Source organism: Streptomyces sp. NPDC050504 (assembly GCF_044458065.1).
Taxonomy (GTDB): Bacteria; Actinomycetota; Actinomycetes; order Streptomycetales; family Streptomycetaceae; genus Streptomyces.
In genome coordinates this window covers 559,124-577,353 of record NZ_JBITHO010000004.1, presented here as the reverse complement: position 1 = coordinate 577,353, position 18,230 = coordinate 559,124, and the positions used below count along the sequence as shown (strand labels likewise).

The 18,230-nt window shown below is 72.4% G+C and carries 20 protein-coding genes; 11 read left to right on the top strand and 9 right to left on the bottom strand.

The window, feature by feature from the left end; genetic code table 11:
* Positions 1–172 precede the first annotated feature (172 nt).
* Positions 173–958, top strand: coding sequence for a hypothetical protein (locus ACIBNE_RS17860; protein ID WP_399272472.1), 786 nt, complete (start codon positions 173–175; stop codon positions 956–958).
* 75 nt (positions 959–1,033) lie between these two features.
* Here ACIBNE_RS17860 and ACIBNE_RS17855 read toward each other — a convergent pair whose 3' ends face one another.
* Together ACIBNE_RS17855 and ACIBNE_RS17850 are read right to left on the bottom strand one after the other, a co-directional pair.
* Positions 1,034–1,552 (bottom strand): hypothetical protein, encoded by a 519-nt coding sequence (locus tag ACIBNE_RS17855; protein ID WP_399272470.1) that lies wholly within the window; start codon positions 1,550–1,552, stop codon positions 1,034–1,036.
* A 32-nt stretch (positions 1,553–1,584) separates the two neighbouring features.
* Positions 1,585–2,700, bottom strand: coding sequence for a magnesium and cobalt transport protein CorA (locus ACIBNE_RS17850; protein ID WP_399272468.1), 1,116 nt, complete (start codon positions 2,698–2,700; stop codon positions 1,585–1,587).
* Positions 2,701–3,193: 493 nt separating this feature from the next.
* On the opposite strand from ACIBNE_RS17850, the gene ACIBNE_RS17845 reads away from it, so the two are divergent.
* From ACIBNE_RS17845 to ACIBNE_RS17830, 4 genes are all read left to right on the top strand, one after another.
* A complete protein-coding gene (locus ACIBNE_RS17845; protein ID WP_399272466.1) occupies positions 3,194–3,778 on the top strand; it encodes a suppressor of fused domain protein in 585 nt (194 codons plus the stop codon).
* Positions 3,779–4,202: 424 nt separating this feature from the next.
* The gene (locus tag ACIBNE_RS17840) at positions 4,203–4,838 is read left to right on the top strand and encodes a DUF6758 family protein (RefSeq protein ID WP_399272464.1); all 636 of its coding nucleotides are present in this window, start codon (positions 4,203–4,205) and stop codon (positions 4,836–4,838) included.
* A gap of 206 nt (positions 4,839–5,044) precedes the next feature.
* The gene (locus ACIBNE_RS17835) at positions 5,045–5,914 is read left to right on the top strand and encodes a PHP domain-containing protein (RefSeq protein WP_399272462.1); all 870 of its coding nucleotides are present in this window, start codon (positions 5,045–5,047) and stop codon (positions 5,912–5,914) included.
* A 125-nt stretch (positions 5,915–6,039) separates the two neighbouring features.
* Positions 6,040–6,648, top strand: coding sequence for a MarC family protein (locus tag ACIBNE_RS17830; protein ID WP_399272460.1), 609 nt, complete (start codon positions 6,040–6,042; stop codon positions 6,646–6,648).
* A gap of 78 nt (positions 6,649–6,726) precedes the next feature.
* On the opposite strand, the gene ACIBNE_RS17825 is transcribed toward ACIBNE_RS17830, so the two are convergent.
* Complete coding sequence (locus ACIBNE_RS17825) at positions 6,727–6,879, bottom strand: hypothetical protein (RefSeq protein ID WP_399272458.1); 153 nt, start codon at positions 6,877–6,879, stop codon at positions 6,727–6,729.
* A gap of 158 nt (positions 6,880–7,037) precedes the next feature.
* On the opposite strand from ACIBNE_RS17825, the gene ACIBNE_RS17820 reads away from it, so the two are divergent.
* A complete protein-coding gene (locus ACIBNE_RS17820; protein WP_399272456.1) occupies positions 7,038–7,916 on the top strand; it encodes an NYN domain-containing protein in 879 nt (292 codons plus the stop codon).
* A gap of 52 nt (positions 7,917–7,968) precedes the next feature.
* Here ACIBNE_RS17820 and ACIBNE_RS17815 read toward each other — a convergent pair whose 3' ends face one another.
* Both ACIBNE_RS17815 and ACIBNE_RS17810 read right to left on the bottom strand, forming a co-directional pair.
* Complete coding sequence (locus ACIBNE_RS17815; protein WP_399272454.1) at positions 7,969–8,865, bottom strand: alpha/beta fold hydrolase; 897 nt, start codon at positions 8,863–8,865, stop codon at positions 7,969–7,971.
* 176 nt (positions 8,866–9,041) lie between these two features.
* The gene (locus ACIBNE_RS17810; RefSeq protein WP_399272452.1) at positions 9,042–10,577 is read right to left on the bottom strand and encodes a DEAD/DEAH box helicase; all 1,536 of its coding nucleotides are present in this window, start codon (positions 10,575–10,577) and stop codon (positions 9,042–9,044) included.
* A gap of 460 nt (positions 10,578–11,037) precedes the next feature.
* Between ACIBNE_RS17810 and ACIBNE_RS17805 the strand changes: the two genes are divergently transcribed.
* Positions 11,038–11,829: a ferritin-like fold-containing protein gene (locus tag ACIBNE_RS17805; RefSeq protein ID WP_399272450.1), complete on the top strand. Its 792-nt coding sequence runs from the start codon at positions 11,038–11,040 to the stop codon at positions 11,827–11,829.
* Positions 11,830–11,846: 17 nt separating this feature from the next.
* Here the strand turns inward: ACIBNE_RS17805 and ACIBNE_RS17800 are convergent, their stop codons facing one another.
* The 4 genes from ACIBNE_RS17800 to ACIBNE_RS17785 all read right to left on the bottom strand — a co-directional run bounded on the left by ACIBNE_RS17800 (position 11,847) and on the right by ACIBNE_RS17785 (position 13,774).
* Positions 11,847–12,131, bottom strand: a complete 285-nt coding sequence (locus ACIBNE_RS17800; protein ID WP_399272448.1) for a hypothetical protein — start codon at positions 12,129–12,131, stop codon at positions 11,847–11,849.
* A gap of 152 nt (positions 12,132–12,283) precedes the next feature.
* Entirely contained in the window at positions 12,284–12,511 is a 228-nt protein-coding gene (locus ACIBNE_RS17795; RefSeq protein ID WP_399272445.1) for a DUF3107 domain-containing protein, read from the bottom strand.
* Between the two features lie 181 nt (positions 12,512–12,692).
* Positions 12,693–13,334, bottom strand: a complete 642-nt coding sequence (locus ACIBNE_RS17790; RefSeq protein ID WP_399272443.1) for a TetR/AcrR family transcriptional regulator — start codon at positions 13,332–13,334, stop codon at positions 12,693–12,695.
* Positions 13,335–13,531: 197 nt separating this feature from the next.
* Positions 13,532–13,774: a hypothetical protein gene (locus ACIBNE_RS17785; protein WP_399272441.1), complete on the bottom strand. Its 243-nt coding sequence runs from the start codon at positions 13,772–13,774 to the stop codon at positions 13,532–13,534.
* A gap of 92 nt (positions 13,775–13,866) precedes the next feature.
* Here ACIBNE_RS17785 and ACIBNE_RS17780 point away from each other — a divergent pair, with 92 nt between their 5' ends.
* From ACIBNE_RS17780 to ACIBNE_RS17765, 4 genes are all read left to right on the top strand, one after another.
* Positions 13,867–14,826, top strand: coding sequence for an alpha/beta fold hydrolase (locus ACIBNE_RS17780; RefSeq protein WP_399272439.1), 960 nt, complete (start codon positions 13,867–13,869; stop codon positions 14,824–14,826).
* An 8-nt stretch (positions 14,827–14,834) separates the two neighbouring features.
* On the top strand, positions 14,835–16,163 hold the full coding sequence (locus tag ACIBNE_RS17775; RefSeq protein WP_399272437.1) for a DUF3152 domain-containing protein: 1,329 nt from the start codon (positions 14,835–14,837) through the stop codon (positions 16,161–16,163).
* A 56-nt stretch (positions 16,164–16,219) separates the two neighbouring features.
* Positions 16,220–16,315, top strand: a complete 96-nt coding sequence (locus tag ACIBNE_RS17770; protein ID WP_399272435.1) for an Ms4533A family Cys-rich leader peptide — start codon at positions 16,220–16,222, stop codon at positions 16,313–16,315.
* Between the two features lie 190 nt (positions 16,316–16,505).
* Positions 16,506–18,230 carry an ABC transporter substrate-binding protein gene (locus tag ACIBNE_RS17765; RefSeq protein ID WP_399272433.1) on the top strand — a complete coding sequence of 575 codons (1,725 nt, stop codon included), beginning with the start codon at positions 16,506–16,508 and terminating at the stop codon, positions 18,228–18,230.

Sequence of the window (18,230 nt, the reverse complement as noted above, 5' to 3'; positions counted from 1 at the left end):
TGGTGGGCCTCCCTTCCGCTCAGTGGCTTTACTGATCTTGTACCTGGTTCAGGCTAGCCCGTCCCGGTCACGACCGGCTCGGTGGAGGCGCCCGTACGGCTCTGGGTCAGGCTCTCTGCGGGGCGGTGTCCACTGCCCGGGTACGCTGCCGTCTGCCACCCACGACACGCAGATGAGAGGCAGTGCGCCCGTGATCCGAATGCCGTCGGCCGCCGCCCGGACCCTCGCGCTCTGCGCGGGGCTGGCCCTGGCCCTCTCGGCGTGCTCCGCCGACGAGGACCCGGACGAGGGCACCAACGGCGTCGGCAAGCTCTCCGCGACGCAGATCGAGGAGAAGGCGCGCGCGGCGGCGGACGGGGCGGACGCGGTGCGGCTCTCCGGGACGCTGGTCAGCAAGGGCGGCACGTACAAGCTGAACATGCGGCTCAAGGAGGCCGGCGCGACGGGCTCGGTGGCGTCCAAGGACGCGACGTTCGAGCTGCTGCGGATCGAGGACGAGCTGTACCTGAAGGCGGACGCGGCGTTCTGGACGCACCAGGACGAGGGCGGTTCGGGCGCAGGTCAGGACGAGGGCAAGGGCGGGCCCGAGGCGGCGGACAAGCTGGACGACAAGTACGTGAAGGTGCCGGAGGACGATCCCGCGTACAAGCGGTTCCGCGGCTTCACCGACAAGAAGGCGCTGCTCGCGGGGCTGCTCGATCTGCACGGCGAGGCCGAGAAGGGCGATCGCGGGGAGCTGGGCGGGGTCCGCACCATCCAGGTGAAGGGCGGCGAGGAGGGCGACGGCGGGACGCTGTCGGTGGCCCTGGAGGGCATCCCGTACCCGCTCCAGTTCGCGCGGGGCGGGGGCGCGGGGGTGCTGCGGCTGTCGGATTGGGCGCTCGATTTCCCGCTGGCGGCGCCGCGGGAGGACGACACGGTCGACTACGAGGACGAACTCCCCAAGTCGAAGGGGTGAGCAGCCTCCCGGGGGGCGCGGGTGAGCACGCGCGGCGTGTGCCCCGCCCCCGCCCCAGCTCCCTGCCCCCGCCCCCTACCTCCGTCGCTTCCTGCGGAACAGCAGGCGCGGCAGCGCGTCCGGCACCGGCTCGCGGGTCGTCGCGGGGCTCGCCACCGGCCGCGCCGCCAGCGAACCAGAGGGCAGCTCCGTGTGCGCCGTCACCGGCGCGAGCCGCAGCACGCGGCACTCGGCCGCCCACCGCTCCACGACCCCCTCGCCGTCCGGCGCGTTCAGCCGCTTGCCCTTCAGCTCGGCGACCGCCGCCTCCCACGCTTCGGAGCGCGGCGCGGGCTCTTCGACGAGAGCCGTCCACTCCACCACGCGCCCGCCCTTGTCCTTGCTGCGCACGCTCACCTCGGCCCGCGCGCCCGCGGCCAGCCCCTCGGGGAACGGCTGCTCGACGGGCCCGTCGCCGACGAGCCACGCCGCGCCCTCGTGCCAGACGTGCCAGAGCGGACGGGCCGTGCCGCCGTCGGCGCCCCGTACCCAGATCAGGCCGGACTTCTTGGTGGCCTCCTCGGCGAGGGCCCCGGCGAGCAGAGGTTCAGTCATGGGCGAAGCCTAGAAGGCCGCGCCGGGGTCTGTCACAGCCAGCCGTTGCGCTTCAGCGTGCGGTGGATGGTGAAGCAGATCCCGACGATGGCGGTGAGCACCATCGGGTACCCGTACTTCCACTTCAGCTCCGGCATGTGCTCGAAGTTCATGCCGTACACCCCGCAGATCATCGTCGGCACGGCGACGATCGCCGCCCACGAGGTGATCTTGCGCATGTCCTCGTTCTGCGCGACGGTCGCCTGCGCGAGGTTGGCCTGGAGGATCGAGTTCAGCAGTTCGTCGAAGCCGACGACCTGTTCCTGTACCCGCGCCAGGTGGTCGGCGACGTCCCGGAAGTACTTCTGGATGTCCGGGTCGACCAGCCGCATGGGCCGCTCGGAGAGCAGTTGCATCGGCCGCAGCAGCGGCATCACTGCCCGCTTGAACTCCAGCACCTCGCGCTTGAGCTGGTAGATCCGGGCCGTGTCGGTGCCGCGCGTCGCGCCCTTCGTCGGCGCGGAGAAGACGTCGATCTCGATCTCGTCGATGTCGTCCTGCACGGCGTCGGCGACCGCGATGTAGCCGTCGACCACGTGGTCCGCGATGGAGTGGAGGACGGCGGACGGGCCCTTGGCGAGCAGTTCGGGGTCGTCCTGGAGCCGGTGGCGCAGCGCGCGCAGCGAGCCCTGCCCGCCGTGCCGCACGGTGATGACGAAGTCGGGGCCGGTGAAGCACATCACCTCGCCGGTCTCCACGACCTCGCTGGTCGCGGTGAGTTCGGCGTGCTCGACGTAGTGGATGGTCTTGAAGACGGTGAAGAGGGTGTCGTCGTACCGCTCCAGCTTGGGCCGCTGGTGGGCGTGGACGGCGTCCTCGACGGCGAGCGGGTGCAGCCCGAACTCGGCGGCGATGCCGGCGAATTCCTCTTCGGTCGGCTCGTGCAGGCCGATCCAGGCGAAGCCGCCGCCGTCGCGCACCCGGCGCATCGCCTCGCGCGGGGTGAGGCACGCCTCGTCCTTCACGCGGTGGCCGTCGCGGTAGACCCCGCAGTCGACGACGGCGGTGGAGGCGGACGGGTCGCGGGTGGCGTCGTAGTTGCTGTACTGGGCGGGGGCCTTGCGCAGGGAGGGGCGCACGACCGCACGCAGGTCACGGATCATCGACATGGCTGGCTCCTTCACGGAGAGGCCGTCGACGCGGGCACGCGTGGCACTGCCCGGAATGGAGACGTGGCGACCGTACGGCGGTGGCTGCCTACGTCCACAAAGCGGGCGGCACCGCCGGGTTGCTCGCGGTGGCGGCGTTCGCTACGGACACGGTTCGAGAGAGAAAGGTGAGAACGGGGAGCTCTTCCGTCCCGTCACATGCCATGGGGCCCGCGAAACGCGTCCGGAGGGTGCCCGGAGCGGGGTTCACTGGGAGAACGCGGGTCAAAAACCCCGTGCGGAAGAGCTGTTGGTACTGCCAGGACGACTTCGATCCACCGCAGTCCCACCTCCTCCGGCCGGTCCCCCTTGAGGGACGACGTGATGTCGGAACCGGAGAGCAACGCCTCTGCGTACTGCCTCGCGTACTGTCCCGACCAGCGGCCAAGACTATCAGCCGACAACAGCCCAATCCCTTACTTTGCCCGTTCCTTTACGGATCTATGCTCCAGGGATGGGAGAAGTTCTTGCACTGGTGGAGGCCCGGCTCCGTACGGCTCTCGGCGAGCCGGACGCGCGAGCGGCCGTGACGTTCCTGGGTACCGACCGCATCGAGGTGCTGCGCTTCGTCGACGGCGACCTCGTCAGGTACGCGACGCTCGGCATGTCGGCGGCGCCGATGGCGGACCCGACGTCCGCGCTGGCCGATCCGGTGAAGGGGCCGCGCGCGGAGCTGGTCCTGACGGTACGGGCAGGGCTGGCCGACACCGACCGGGTGCTCCGCCCCCTGGCGGTGCTGGCCGCGTCGCCCCAGGTGGAGGGTCTGGTCGTGGCCCCCGGCGCGTCGCTGGACGTGGGCGATCCGCTGTGGCCGGGGGCGCCCTTCAGCTCGGTGCTGGTGGCGGAGTCGGGCGGGCTCGTGGAGGACCTGGAGCTGGACGCGCCGATGGATCCGGTGCGGTTCCTGCCGCTGCTGCCGATGACGCCGAACGAGGCGGCGTGGAAGCGGGTGAAGGGGGCGGGGGCGCTTCAGGAGCGGTGGCTTGAGCGGGGCACTGACCTGCGGGACCCGCTGCGGGGCTCGGTGGGGCTGGAGTAGCCCCGGGGCGGGGCGGTCTTCGGCGGGATTCCGGGGCGGGGTGGGTGCGCGCGGCGTCTGCCCCACCCTCGCGCGGTTCCCCGCGCTCCTGAAGGGGCGCACCTGCGCCGAGCGGACTCGTCCGGCACATGGCCCCGTTCATGGGCGCGCTATGGGCGCGGGGAACCGCGCGAGCAAGGGCCGCCGGGCCGCAGGCGATCGCCCGGCCCCGAGCGGGCTCGCCACTCCTCCTCTTCTTCTTCCCGCTTTGCGCCCCCCGACAGGGGTGCGCCCGGACGTGGCGGCGCCGGATCGGTGCGCTATGCACGGAATCGGTCGGGCGGGCTGATGGATGTAGGCCGCATCTGATTTTGGCCGACGGGAGCCACACCGGACGGGTGATCGTCCTTGACGGGGCGGCGGCCGGGGAGGACCGTTGACCGCTATGAGGGGCGAACCCAGTTGCCCGAAGTGTGGTGGCCGGGTCAGGGCGCCCGGTCTCTTTGCCGACTCCTGGCAGTGCGCCGTGCACGGCACCGTCCACCCGCTTCAGCCAGTGATCCCGCCCAGCGTCGAAGCCCTGGGCGTGGTGGTCCACCGGGCGCGGGTGCCGGTGTGGATGCCGTGGCCGCTGCCCGTCGGCTGGCTGTTCACCGGCGTCGCGTACGCGGGGGACGACCGCAGCGGGGGCCGCGCGACCGCCGTCGCCTGCTCGGGTCCCGGCCCGCTCGGCGGACTCGGCGAGCTGCTGCTGGTCGCGGAGGAGCTGGGCGTCGGCCTCGGCGCGCGCTACGCGGGCATCGACGGCCCCGACCCCGGCTCGGCCATCAACGTGGACCGCCCCCCGCAGGCCAAGGTCCACGCGGCGGGCAGGCCCACGCCCCTGTGGCACGTGAAGGGCACGCCCGACGACCGCGCGGTCTTCGCGGGCGAGGCGCGCGGGCTGTGGCTCTGGGCGATCGTCTGGCCCGAGCGGTCGGGGCTGCTGATGTACGAAGAGCTGGTGCTCACGGACCTGCGGGACGCGGGCGCCGAGGTCGAGCTGGTGCCCTGCGGAGCGCTGACGCCACGCCTGCTGTGAGGGCCCGTGCCGCGGATCCGTACCGGGCCGGTGCCGTGGACCCGTACCGGGCCGGTGCCGTGGACCCGTACCGGGCCCGGGTCGTGGACCCGTACCGGGCCCGGGGCGCGGTCCGGTTCCGCCCCACTCGGTGTGAGCTGGGGTGTTCGAATCCCAGTTATCCTTGAACGTCCCTCTGCCCGTCCCGAGCCCCGGAGTCCCGCGTCGTGCGCATCGATCTGCACACCCACTCCACGGCATCCGACGGCACGGACACCCCGGCCGAGCTGGTCCGCAACGCGGCCGCCGCCGGACTCGACGTCGTGGCGCTCACCGACCACGACTCCACGCGCGGCCACGCCCAGGCGATCGCCGCGCTCCGGGACCTCGACAGGGACCTGACCCTCGTCACCGGCGCCGAGCTGTCCTGCCGCGTCGACGGCGTGGGCCTGCACATGCTGGCGTACCTCTTCGACCCCGACGAGCCCGAGCTGGCCCGCGAGCGCGAGCTGGTGCGCGACGACCGGGTGCCGCGCGCCCGCGGCATGGTCGCCAAGCTCCAGGAGATGGGCGTGCCCGTCGAGTGGGAGCACGTCGCCCGCATCGCGGGGGACGGCTCCGTGGGCCGCCCGCACATCGCGTCCGCGCTGGTCGAGCTGGGCGTGGTCCCGACGGTCTCCGACGCCTTCACCGCCGACTGGCTGGCCAACGACGGCCGGGCCTACGTCGACAAGCACGAGCTCGACCCCTTCGACGCGATCCGTCTGGTCAAGGCGGCCGGCGGGGTCACCGTCTTCGCGCACCCGCTCGCCGTGAAGCGCGGCAGGACGGTGCCGGAGAGCGTGATAGCCGACCTCGCGGCGGCCGGTCTCGACGGCGTCGAGGTCGACCACACCGACCACGACGGGCCGACCCGCGCCCGGCTGCGCGGCCTCGCCGCCGAGCTCGGCCTGCTGACGACCGGCTCCAGCGACTACCACGGCAGCCGCAAGACCGTACGGCTCGGGGAGTGCACCACCGACCCCGAGATCTACGGCGAGATCACCCGGCGCGCCACGGGAGCCTTCCCGGTGCCCGGCGCGGGCGGAACCCGGTAGCTCCCCGCACCTCTCCGCTCCTTCTTCTTCCACGCGCCTCCTCGCGCCTCTGCGCGGACGCACGCCGCGACGCGTCGTGCGCCGTCGCGCGCACGCCCGTACCACTTCTCCCGCAAGGCACCACCGTGTTCGAGTTCGCCACGTTCAGTTCGCTCTTCCTCCTCCTCTTCGTGATCATGGACCCGCCCGGGATCACGCCGATCTTCCTCGCGCTCACCGCCGGGCGCCCCGCCAAGGTGCAGAAGAAGATGGCCCTCCAGGCGGCGGCGGTGGCGCTCGCCGTCATCACCGTCTTCGGCCTCGTCGGGCAGAAGCTCCTCGACCGGCTGCACATCAGCAACGAGGCGCTGATGATCGCGGGCGGTCTGCTCCTGCTGCTCGTCGCCCTCGACCTGCTCACCGGGAAGACCGAGGAGCCCAAGGCGGCCAAGAAGGACGTCAACGTCGCCCTCGTGCCGCTGGGCATGCCGCTGCTGGCCGGGCCCGGCGCCATCGTCCAGGTGATCATGGCCGTGCAGAACAACGACACCGTCGCGGGCCAGATCTCCGTCTGGTCGGCCATCCTGGCGATCCACGTCGTGCTCTTCCTGGCGATGCGCTTCTCGCTGGTGATCATCCGCGTCATCAAGGACAGCGGCGTGGTGCTGGTCACCCGGCTGGCGGGCATGATGCTCGCCGCGCTCGCCGTGCAGCAGATCATCAACGGCGTCACCCAGGTCGTCCGGGGCGGCTGAGCCGCCCGGAAACCACGGCGCCCCCGCCGGGAACGGAAGTTCCCGACGGGGGCGCGTCGTCTTGCGGCCCCGTACGTCCTACGAGGCCGAGCTTTCGGCCGGGCGGATGTAGATGCGCTGGCCGATCGAGGCGGCCTGCTGCACGATCCGGTTGACGGAGGCGGCGTCCACGACGGTGCTGTCCACGGCGGTGCCGTCGACGTCGTCCAGGCGCATGATCTCGAAGCGCACGGCTTCTCCCTTCGTCTGATCCTCCTGATGGAGAACTGTGTGTCTGTTCCTGATGGGTACAACGGGTTGCCCATCTCAAACATTCCCTACGCTAAAGAAAACTTTCGAGTACCTAACTACTGGCGGGTAGGGGAGGCGGGCGGGACAATGGGCCCCGTATGAACGATCTTGAGCACACCAACGAGCTGCTGCGCCGCATCCTCGCCGAGGTCGCCAAGACCCCGTCGACGCACGCGATCTTCGTCGACGCCGGTTACGTCTACGCCGCCGCGGGACTGCTGGTGACGGGCAACGAGGACCGGCGGAGCTTCGACCTTGACGCGGAAGGGATCATCGACGCCTTCATCGACAAGGCGCGGACGATCTTCGCGGACAGCAGGCTGCTCCGCGTCTACTGGTACGACGGCGCCAGGCGCCGCATCCACACGCCCGAGCAGCAGGCCATCGCCGAGCTGCCCGACGTCAAGGTCCGCCTGGGCAACCTCAACGCCAACAACCAGCAGAAGGGCGTCGACTCCCTGATCCGCACGGACCTGGAGTCGCTCGCCCGGCACCGCGCGATCAGCGACGCCGCGCTGGTCGGCGGCGACGAGGACCTCGTCTCCGCGGTCGAGGCCGCGCAGGGGTACGGGGCGCGGGTGCACCTGTGGGGCATCGAGGCGGGCGACGGGCGCAACCAGGCGGAGCCGCTGCTCTGGGAGGTCGACTCCACGCGCACCTTCGACCTGGACTTCTGCCGTCCGTACGTCACCCGGCGCCCCGTCACCACCTTCGAGGAGCCCGAGGACGCCGCGCCGCCGCCCGCGCGCGAGGAGGTGCGCTTCCTCGGCGCGCAGATCGCGGCGACGTGGCTCGCGGAGCGCGGCAGCCGCGCGCTGATCGAGCTGCTGCCGGGCCACCCCTACCTGCCTGGCCCCGTCGACCAGGAACTCCTGGTCGAGGCGGAGAAGCGGCTGGGGCGCTCGCTGCGGGGGTACGGGAAGTTGCGGCGGGCGCTGCGGGACGGGTTCTGGCAGCACCTCCAGGGGCAGTTCTGAGCCTGCCGCGCCTGCCCATCGCAGAGCCCGTGCCCGGTTCGGACACCGGCTCTCAGCGGGGCAGCGAGTCCCAGAACGCGAGCAGGGCGCGGGCCGTCTCGGCCGGCCGGTCCGTGTTGGGGGAGTGCTCGGCCCCCGCGACGACGGTGCGGTGCGCGCCCAGCCGCTCGGCCATCGCGTCCAGCAGCGGTACGGCCCAGGTGTCGTCGCGCTCCCCGGACAGCACGTGCTTCGGCAGCGGTACGGCGGCCAGCTCGTCGACCCTGTCGGGCTCGGTGGCCAGCTGGCGGCCGGTGGCGACGAGCTGCGCGGGGTCGCCCAGCAGCCAGCGCCTGCGCAGGTCGTCGGCGTCGTCCCGGGGCGCGGCGGCCGTGGCCGTGTCTTCGGGGGCGGGCGGTTCCATCGCCTGGATGGCGTCCCACACCCGGTCCATGGACATCACCGCGAGCGCGTCGCCCAGCAGCTTGAGCTTCTCCCGCTGGAGCGGGGCGACCTCGGCGGGGCCCGACGACATCAGGGTGAGCGACGCGAAGGGGGCCGGGTCCAGGAGGAGCGCGGCGCGGGCGATCTGGCCGCCGAGGGAGTGGCCGAGCAGGTGCAGGGGGGTGGCGGGGGAGCCCTCGTCGTCGGCGCGGACGGCCGCGGCCTGGGCGAGGACGTCGCGGGCGAGTTCCCGCTGGGCGTAGGCGGTCGGGTCGGGCTCCGCTGGGCCCGGGGTCTCGTACTGTCCGCGTCCGTCGACGGCGATCGCACGGTATCCGGCGGCCGCGAGGGGTTCGAGGAGGGAGACGAAGTCCTCCTTGCTGCCGGTGTACCCGGGCAGGAGGAGGACGGTGCCGCGGGGGCTGCCGGTGGGGGCCGCGTCCAGCACGGCGAAGGCGCCGCGGGCGGTGTCCAGGGGGCGGGGGCGGGCGCACGGGGGCGGCGTGAAGGTGGCGGGCCTGCTCATGCCCAGAGCCTACGGCGAGGGGGGCGACGCGTCGCCCGGGGAGGACGGTGCGCTGTCGCGGGTCCGGGGGCGCCGCCTTCGCCCGCGCGGCGCGTGCCCCGCTCACGCGCGGTTCCCCGCGCCCCTGAAGGGGCACGGGGAACCACTGCGCGATCTCTTGGCGTCCCGGTGGCGGGTTACGCCTCCGTGGTGCGGGTGCGCGTGCGGGTCCGACGCCGCCGCGGCTTCGCGGGCTCCGCGTCGTCCGAGGAGACCGGAGCGGCCTCCGCCGGAGCCGAGGCAGAAGCCGAAGCCGGAGCAGTGGCCGAAGCCTCCGTACGCGTCCGCGTCCGCCGGCGCCGCGGCGTACGCGGCTCCTCGGCCTCCGCGGCCGAGGGCTCAGACACGGACACGGCCGCGGCCGCCTCCGCGCCCTCCGCCACCGGCGAGCCGCCACGCGTGCGCCGACGCTGGCGCGGGGTGCGCGTACGGGCCGGGGCCTCTTCCTTCTTCGGGGCCGTGCGCGACGCACCGCGCCCGCCCGTCTCGCCCAGGTCCTCGATCTCCTCGGCGCCCAGGCCCGCCCGCGTGCGCTCGGCGCGCGGCAGGATGCCCTTGGTGCCCTCGGGGATGCTCAGCTCCTCGTAGAGGTGCGGGGACGTGGAGTACGTCTCCACCGGGTCGTTGAAGTCCAGCTCCAGCGCCTTGTTGATCAGCTGCCAGCGCGGGATGTCGTCCCAGTCGACCAGCGTGATCGCGGTGCCCGAAGCGCCCGCGCGGCCGGTGCGGCCGATGCGGTGGAGGTAGGTCTTCTCGTCCTCGGGGGACTGGTAGTTGATGACGTGCGTCACGCCCTCGACGTCGATGCCGCGCGCGGCGACGTCGGTGCAGACCAGCACGTCGACCTTGCCGTTGCGGAACGCGCGCAGCGCCTGCTCGCGGGCGCCCTGCCCGAGGTCGCCGTGGACGGCGCCGGAGGCGAAGCCGCGCCGCTGGAGCTGCTCGGCGATGTCGGCCGCCGTGCGCTTCGTGCGGCAGAAGACCATCGCGAGGCCCCGGCCGTCGGCCTGGAGGATGCGCGAGACCATCTCGGGCTTGTCCATGTTGTGCGCGCGGTACACGTGCTGCGAGATGTTCGCCACGGTCGCGCCCTCGTCGTCCGGCGCGGTGGCGCGGATGTGCGTGGGCTGCGACATGTAGCGGCGGGCGAGGCCGATGACGGCGCCCGGCATCGTCGCGGAGAAGAGCATGGTCTGGCGCCGGGGCGGCAGAAGATTGATGATCTTCTCCACGTCCGGCAGGAAGCCCAGGTCCAGCATCTCGTCGGCCTCGTCCAGGACGAGCGCCTTGACGTGCGAGAGGTCGAGCTTCTTCTGGCCCGCGAGGTCCAGGAGGCGGCCCGGGGTGCCGACGATCACGTCGACGCCCTTCTTGAGGGCCTCGACCTGGGGCTCGTACGCCCGGCCGCCGTAGATCGCGAGGACCCGCACGTTGCGGACCTTGCCCGCGGTCAGCAGGTCGTTGGTGACCTGGGTGCACAGCTCGCGGGTGGGGACGACGACCAGGGCCTGCGGGGCGTCGGTCAGCTGTCCGGGCTGGGCCCGGCCCGCCTCGACGTCCGCGGGGACGGTGACCCGCTCCAGGAGCGGGAGGCCGAAGCCCAGGGTCTTGCCGGTGCCGGTCTTGGCCTGGCCGATGACGTCGGTGCCCGAGAGGGCGACGGGGAGCGTCATCTCCTGGATGGGGAACGGGGACGTGATGCCGACGGCCTCAAGGGCCTCGGCCGTCTCGGGAAGGATCCCGAGGTCTCGGAACGTAGTCAGGGTGCTGCCTCTTCTGTGGACGCGAAACGAGGCGAACGCCGGGGGTCGTACCGTGCCGTAGGTCGTCCGGCCGCCTTGGATGGGCGGGCGGGTGGCACGGGACCACTGCCGTCGCTCAAGCGCTCGTGTCGCTGAGGGTCCCTCATCCGCGGTCGTACGCCTGCGTACGGACCGGCCAGAGGGCTGTCGGGTCGGAGCCGATCGGGCCACCGACCGGGCATCCTCATTCGTGACGGCCCGCCGATACACACTTCGGCAAGCCCTTTACCACTGTACCCCGGATTCGCGCATGTGTGTTGGGAGAATTCGTAGGAACGATGTGGTGGGCGTGCTCGCCCTGGGCCTTACACCTGCCCGGGAGCGGGCTATTGTGCGCTTCATGGAGACGCCTGACACCGCCGCTGACACCGCCCCCGAACCCGCTGCCGAGAGCACCCCCGAAGCCGCCGCCGAGCACACCGGGATCGCCGCCCTCGACTGGGCCGCGGCCTCCGCCGAGCCGCAGTACCGGGCCGCGGTCGTGGACCTGCTGGGCGCGCTCGCCTACGGCGAGCTGGCGGCCTTCGAGCGGCTCGCCGAGGACGCCAAGCTGGCGCCGACGCTGGGCGACAAGGCGGAGCTGGCGAAGATGGCCTCCGCCGAGTTCCACCACTTCGAGCGGCTGCGCGACCGCCTCTCCGCGATCGACGCCGAGCCGACCGTCGCGATGGAGCCGTTCGCCAAGGCGCTGGACGACTTCCACCGCCAGACCGCCCCGTCCGACTGGCTGGAGGGCCTGGTCAAGGCGTACGTGGGCGACTCGATCGCCAGCGACTTCTACCGCGAGGTCGCGGCCCGCCTCGACTCCGACACCCGCTCGCTGGTGCTCGGCGTGCTGGACGACACCGGTCACGGGAACTTCGCGGTCGAGAAGGTGCGAGCCGCCATCGAGGCCGAGCCCAGGGTCGGCGGGCGGCTCGCGCTGTGGGCCAGGCGGCTGATGGGCGAGGCGCTGTCGCAGGCCCAGCGGGTGGTCGCGGACCGCGACGCGCTCTCCACGATGCTGGTCGGCGGCGTCGACGGGATGGCGGCGGGCTTCGACCTCGCCGAGGTCGGACGGATGTTCTCGCGGATCACCGAGGCGCACACCAAGCGCATGGCCGCGCTGGGCCTGGCCGCCTGACGCGCGCACCCGCGGCCCTACACGCGGGACGGGCTGGAGAAGCCAGCCCGTCCCAGTCGGCGGCCCACGGGCCGCACCAGCAGCGAGAGCGACACGGCTCCGACGGACACCGCGCCCACGAGAGCGGCCGTCAGGTGTCCGGGGCCGAGCGCCGCATGGGTCAGATAGGCACCGAAGAGCGCGCCCGCCGGGCCGGTGGCCAGGACCACGCGGGGCGCGGGCAGCCGGTCGGGCAGGCGGTGGGACGCGGTCCAGCCGAGGGCCAGTCCGATGAGCATGGAGCCGAGGAATTCCCAGATCACTGCGGTCACCTCGCGAGTTGCGGGGCGGGCGTCGGTCGTAGCCCGTACTACCCGGCGTGCGCGGAACGCAACCCTCCCCGCACCCCGCGCACCTGAACGGCCCGGTGACAACAGTCACCGGGCCGTTCGGGTTTCGGAGCGTGTTCCGCGGGCTACAGGGCGCCGAAGCCCACCCTGCGCTGCGCCTGCTCGCCGATCTCCACATAGGCGATGCGGTCGGCCGGTACGAGGATCTTGCGACCCTTCTCGTCCGTGAGGCTCAGCAGCGCCGCCTTGCCGGCGAGTGCCGCCGCGACCGCGCTCTCGACGTCCTCGGCAGACTGCCCGCTCTCCAGAACGATCTCCCGGGGTGCGTGCAGCACACCGATCTTGACCTCCACGGCTATGTCCCTCCGACCTCAGTCTCCGCGCGGTGAGCCGCGCCGTACGCAGCCACATTAGCCCGGTGCGGGGAGGTGGCCGGGGTCGGAACCGAACGCCAGGAGCGAACAGGACCGGGAATGAACCGGGAAACGCGCGGGAACGGGGGTGCGGCCGGGGCGGGGCGCGCCGGGGCGAACGTCAGTGCGCGTCGGTCGGGTGCAGCGGGAAGCCCGCGATGCCCCGCCAGGCGAGCGAGGTGAGCAGCTGCACCGCCTTGTCGCGCGGGATCGACGAGCCGCTGGAGAGCCAGTAGCGGGCGACGACCTGCGAGACGCCGCCGAGGCCCACCGCGAGGAGCATCGACTCCTCCTTGGACAGGCCGGTGTCCTCCGCGATCACGTCGGAGATCGCCTCGGCGCACTGGAGCGACACCCGGTCCACGCGCTCGCGCACGGCGGGCTCGTTCGTGAGGTCGGACTCGAAGACGAGGCGGAAGGCGCCGCCCTCGTCCTGGACGTACGCGAAGTAGGCGTCCATCGTCGCGGCCACGCGCAGCTTGTTGTCGCTCGTCGACGCCAGCGCCGTGCGGACCGCGAGCAGCAGCGCCTCGCAGTGCTGGTCCAGCAGCGCGAGGTAGAGCTCCAGCTTGCCCGGGAAGTGCTGGTAGAGCACCGGCTTGCTGACTCCGGCGCGCTCCGCGATGTCGTCCATGGCCGCCGAGTGGTAGCCCTGCGCGACGAAGACCTCCTGCGCCGCGCCCAGGAGCTGGTTCCTGCGGGCTCGGCGGGGGAGACGGGTGCCCCGCGGGCGCGCCGCCTCGGTCTGCTCGATGGCTGTCACGCCGCCTCCCACGTTCGTTGTGCGCTGATGTGCCGCGTGCGCCATCGTACTTTTGAGTAACCCGAACGTGCGCGGTGCGGGACGCAGAATTTCACGAAGGCGCCCTCAGCGGTAGTCGTGTCTCAGCAGTCAGGCGCCCGTACGGGGGGTGGTCCGCGTGCGACCGGGACGCGGCCGACAACGGCCGGAAGCGGTGCTCAGCGGTAGTCGTCCTCGTCCAGGTCGACCACTCTGGCCTGCTCCGCGACGTCCGCGACGTCGGCCGCCGCCGGGTCGTAGCCGACCACGGGATCGTCGTGGTGCGGCTGGAGTTCCGCGTGCTGCTCGACGGCGTCCGCCTCGGGGGTCTCCGCGTCCAGCTCGGCGACGGTGCCGTCAGCGCCCTCGGCGTACTCGGCGTACTCGTCGAAGGTGCTCGGGTCGGTGGGGTCCACTGTCATGGCGTCTCCCTGTTTCCCTTGTTCCCTACGAGTATGCGATCTGTGACGGCGAACACACAAACCGCCGCGTGATCGTCTCGTAACATTGGCGCATGTCTTCGACCGAGCTGCCGGGAACCCTCGCTGCCACGGTGGCGCCCAAGGTGGGCGCCGTCAGGGTCGCGGAGGGGGAGCGGCTGCGCTCCGTGGCGCTGCCGGGACTGACGCTCACCGTGCGGTCCCGCCCCCCGGTCGCCGACGGCCTCGCCCCCGCCCTCTACGTGCACGGCCTCGGCGGTTCCTCGCAGAACTGGTCCGCGCTGATGCCGCTGCTCGAAGACGTCGTCGACTGCGAGGCGGTCGACCTGCCGGGCTTCGGGGACTCCCCGCCGCCCGCCGACCGCGACTACTCGGTCACCGCGCACGCCAGGGCCGTCATCCGCCTCCTCGACGCGAGCGGGCGCGGCCCGGTCCACCTGTTCGGCAACTCGCTGGGCGGCGCCGTGACCACCCGGGTCGCCGCCGTGCGGCCCGACCTGGTGCGCACGCTGACGCTGGTCTCGCCCGCGCTGCCCGAGATCAGGGTGCAGCGCACGGCGGTGCCGACGGGCCTGCTGGCCGTGCCCGGCGTCGCCCCGCTCTTCGGGCGGCTGACGAAGGACTGGACGGCCGAACAGCGGACCCGCGGAGTCATGGCACTCTGTTACGGGGACCCCGCGCGGGTCTCCGACGAGGGCTTCAGGGCCGCCGTCGAGGAGATGGAGCGGCGGCTGGGGCTGCCGTACTTCTGGGACGCCATGACGCGCTCCGCGCGCGGGATCGTCGACGCCTACACGCTGGGCGGGCAGCACGGCCTGTGGCGGCAGGCGGAGCGGGTGCTCGCGCCGACGCTGCTGGTGTACGGGGGCCGGGACCGGCTCGTCTCGTACCGCATGGCGCGCAGGGCGTCGACGGCCTTCCGCGACGCGCGGCTGCTCACGCTGCCCGACGCGGGACACGTGGCGATGATGGAGTACCCGGAGACGGTCGCCACGGCCTTCCGGGACATGCTGGACGAACGCGGTAGGAGCTGATCCCGGGCGTGGGACGACACAGCCGAAAGAGCCCCGCGCCCCAGGGCGCCGACCAGGGCGTGCGCCCCGGCGGCAGCGGTGCGCAGGGCGGCGGTACGCACGGCGAGCCGACGGCCGCGGTCTCCGTGGCGCCCGGCAGCGGCCGCCGCAGGCGCGGCGCGCCGCCCGCCCCCCGGGTGTCCGACGTCCCCGTCTCCCACGAGCCCTTCTCCGGATCCGGCGCCGACGTGCGCGGCGGCCACCCCGAGGGGACGGCGCCCGAGGCCCCGGCGCCCGAGCGGTACGCGCCCTGGCAGGGCGGATCCCGCGCCCCGCGCCCCGCGGCCTCCGGCGCGGCCCGGATCCCCGGCCCCCGCACCGCACCCGCCGCGCAGGCCACCGCCCCGCCCGGTTCGTCCGGCCCGTCCGGCTCGTCCGCAGGGGCCGCCCCCGCGCCCCGCGACCCCTACGCGTCGGTCACCGAGTGGGACGCCGAAGCGGAGTTCGACGGGCCGACGGCCCCCGGGCGGCGCAAGGCCGCCAGGCGCGGCGGCCGGGGCCGCCTGTACGTCGGCGTGGCCGCCGCCGTGGTCACCGCAGTGCTCGCCGCCGTCGTGGCGGGCCAGGTGGAGGACGGCGGCGACGGCAAGGCCGGAGCGGCGGCCGCGGGCCCCGTCGACCGGGACACCATCGGCACCTCGCGCCACCAGGAGCGGCCCGCGCCCGCCGCCCCTCCGGTCCGGACGCCGGTGCTCACGTACGAGCAGAAGATGGAGCGGCCCTACCCGCTCGCGGCCAGGCTCACCGGGTCCGGCAAGTTCCAGACGGTGCCGGGCGCCGACAAGGCGCCGGGCGCCGGGGAGAAGTACCGCTACCGCGTCGACATCGAGAAGGGGCTCGCGCTGGACGCCGCGCTGTTCGCGGAGGCCGTCCAGAAGACCCTCAACGACCCCAGGAGCTGGGCGCACGGCGGCAAGGTCACCTTCGAGCGGATATCGAAGGGCGAACCCGACTTCGTGATCACGCTCGCCAGCCCCGGGACCACCGGCGTCTGGTGCGCCAAGTCCGACCTCGACACGGTCCAGATGAACGTGTCCTGCGACTCGGCCGCGACCCCGCGCGTGATGATCAACGCCTACCGGTGGGCGCAGGGCGCCGAGCCCTACGGCCTCGGCAAGCAGATGTTCGTCTACCGCCAGATGCTGATCAACCACGAGGTCGGGCACCGGCTCGGGCGCGACCACGAGGGCTGCCCGAAGAGCGGCGCGCTCGCTCCCGTGATGATGCAGCAGACCAAGACGCTGGAGACCGACGGGGCGAAGTGCAGGCCCAACGCCTGGCCGTTTCCCGGTAATTGAGACTGGTGTCTCATATCGCGTTGACTTATGCGCGGACATCGTCCATATTTCTCGGCATGTCGCACCGCCACACCACCTTCACGAGCGCCGCCATCGAGCTGGCGCTCATCGGTGTGACCGGGCACAGCGTGGCCGACATCCACTGTCGCTGACGCCTGCCCGGAGCGACGAGCCTTCTTCACCTCGCCGCGCCCTGGGCACTTCCCGCCCGCAGGCGCGGCATTTCGCATGTACGCATGCCCACCAGGTACCCAGGACCCTCCCGGTCCCTTCCGGTGCGCCCACGCCTGCGGGAGATCCGTCTCCCTCCTGCCGTGCAGTACACCGAGAGGTACTTCTCCGATGCGTCGACCGTCGTCCGTCATATCGCGCCGCGTGGCCGCGGCCTCCGTCAGCGTCGTTCTCGCCGCGGGCGCCGCAGCCTGCGGTCCCGAGGACAGCGGCGCCAAGTCCACCGGCTCCGCCGACGGCAAGCCGCAGCGCGGCGGCACCCTCACCATCCTCAACTCCAGGCCGCAGGAGGACTTCGACCCCGCGCGGCTCTACACCTCGGGCGGCGGCAACGTCCCCTCGCTGGTGTTCCGCACGCTGACCACCCGCAACCGGGAGGACGGCGAGGCCGGCGCCAAGGTCGTGCCCGACCTCGCCACCGACCTCGGCAAGCCCAGCAAGAACGCCACCGTCTGGACGTACACCCTCAAGGAGGGGCTGAAGTACGAGGACGGGACGCCGATCACCAGCGCCGACGTCAAGTACGGCATCGAGCGCTCCTTCGCCGCCGAACTCTCCGGCGGCGCCCCCTACTTGAGGGACTGGCTGATCGGCGGCGCCGACTACCAGGGCCCGTACAAGGACAAGAAGGGCCTCGCCTCGATCGAGGTGCCCGACGCCAGGACCATCGTCTTCCACCTGAACAAGCCCGAGGGCGAGTTCCCCTTCCTGGCGACCCAGACCCAGACCACGCCCGTGCCCAAGGCCAAGGACACCGGCACCAAGTACGAGCAGCACCCGGTCTCCTCCGGCCCCTACAAGGTCGTCAAGAACGAGGGCGACGGGCAGCGCCTGATCCTGGAGCGCAACCCGCACTGGTCGGCCGCCACCGACGCCGAGCGCAAGGCCTACCCGGACCGCGTCGACGTCCGCTCCGGGCTCGACTCCGCCGTCATCAACCAGCGGCTCTCCGCCTCGCAGGGCCCCGACGCCGCCGCCGTCACCACCGACACCAACCTCGGCCCCGCCGAGCTGGCCAAGGTCAACGGCGACAAGAGCCTCGCCGCGCGCGTCGGCACCGGCCACTTCGGCTACACCAACTACCTCGCCTTCAACCCGAAGGTGAAGCCCTTCGACAACCCGAAGGTGCGCCAGGCGATCTCCTACGCGGTGGACCGCACCACCGTCGTCAACGCGGCCGGCGGCTCCTCGCTCGCCGAGGCCGCCACCACCTTCCTGCCCAACCAGAAGTCCTTCGGACACACGCCCTACGACCACTTCCCCGCGGGCAAGTCCGGCGACCCGGAGAAGGCCAAGCAGCTGCTGAAGGAGGCCGGGCACCCGGGGGGCCTCACCATCACGCTGACCCACTCCAACGCCCAGGACTTCGAGACCAGCCCGGAGATCGCCACCGCGCTCCAGGACGCCCTCAAGAAGGCCGGGATCACCGTCAAGCTCCAGGGCCTGGAGGAGAACGACTACTCCGACAAGGTGCACAGCGCCAAGGACGAGCCCGGCCTCTTCCTCGCCCACTGGGGCGCCGACTGGCCCTCGGGCGGCCCGTTCATCGCGCCGATCTTCGACGGCCGCCAGATCGTCAAGGACGGCTACAACTTCAACTCCGCCTTCCTGAACGACAAGGCGGTCAACGACGAGATCGACGAGATCAACAAGCTCACCGACCTCGAAGCCGCCGCCGCCCGCTGGGGCGCGCTCGACAAGAAGATCGGCGAGCAGGCCCTGACCGTCCCGCTCTTCCACCCGGTCTACAAGCGGCTGTTCGGCAAGAGCGTCAAGAACGTCGTCATCAGCAACTGGACCGGCGTCCTCGACGTCTCGCAGGTCTCGGTGAAGTGA

Excerpts from the sequence above, each read along its gene's own strand:
- ACIBNE_RS17860 (WP_399272472.1), top strand. The coding sequence starts at position 173 with ATGAGAGGCAGTGCGCCCGTGATCCGAATGCCGTCGGCCGCCGCCCGG.
- ACIBNE_RS17855 (WP_399272470.1), bottom strand. The coding sequence starts at position 1,552 with ATGACTGAACCTCTGCTCGCCGGGGCCCTCGCCGAGGAGGCCACCAAG.
- ACIBNE_RS17850 (WP_399272468.1), bottom strand. The coding sequence starts at position 2,700 with ATGTCGATGATCCGTGACCTGCGTGCGGTCGTGCGCCCCTCCCTGCGC.
- ACIBNE_RS17845 (WP_399272466.1), top strand. The coding sequence starts at position 3,194 with ATGGGAGAAGTTCTTGCACTGGTGGAGGCCCGGCTCCGTACGGCTCTC.
- ACIBNE_RS17840 (WP_399272464.1), top strand. The coding sequence starts at position 4,203 with ATGAGGGGCGAACCCAGTTGCCCGAAGTGTGGTGGCCGGGTCAGGGCG.
- ACIBNE_RS17820 (WP_399272456.1), top strand. The coding sequence starts at position 7,038 with ATGAACGATCTTGAGCACACCAACGAGCTGCTGCGCCGCATCCTCGCC.
- ACIBNE_RS17815 (WP_399272454.1), bottom strand. The coding sequence starts at position 8,865 with ATGAGCAGGCCCGCCACCTTCACGCCGCCCCCGTGCGCCCGCCCCCGC.
- ACIBNE_RS17810 (WP_399272452.1), bottom strand. The coding sequence starts at position 10,577 with ATGACGCTCCCCGTCGCCCTCTCGGGCACCGACGTCATCGGCCAGGCC.
- ACIBNE_RS17785 (WP_399272441.1), bottom strand. The coding sequence starts at position 13,774 with ATGACAGTGGACCCCACCGACCCGAGCACCTTCGACGAGTACGCCGAG.
- ACIBNE_RS17780 (WP_399272439.1), top strand. The coding sequence starts at position 13,867 with ATGTCTTCGACCGAGCTGCCGGGAACCCTCGCTGCCACGGTGGCGCCC.
- ACIBNE_RS17770 (WP_399272435.1), top strand. The coding sequence starts at position 16,220 with ATGTCGCACCGCCACACCACCTTCACGAGCGCCGCCATCGAGCTGGCG.
- ACIBNE_RS17765 (WP_399272433.1), top strand. The coding sequence starts at position 16,506 with ATGCGTCGACCGTCGTCCGTCATATCGCGCCGCGTGGCCGCGGCCTCC.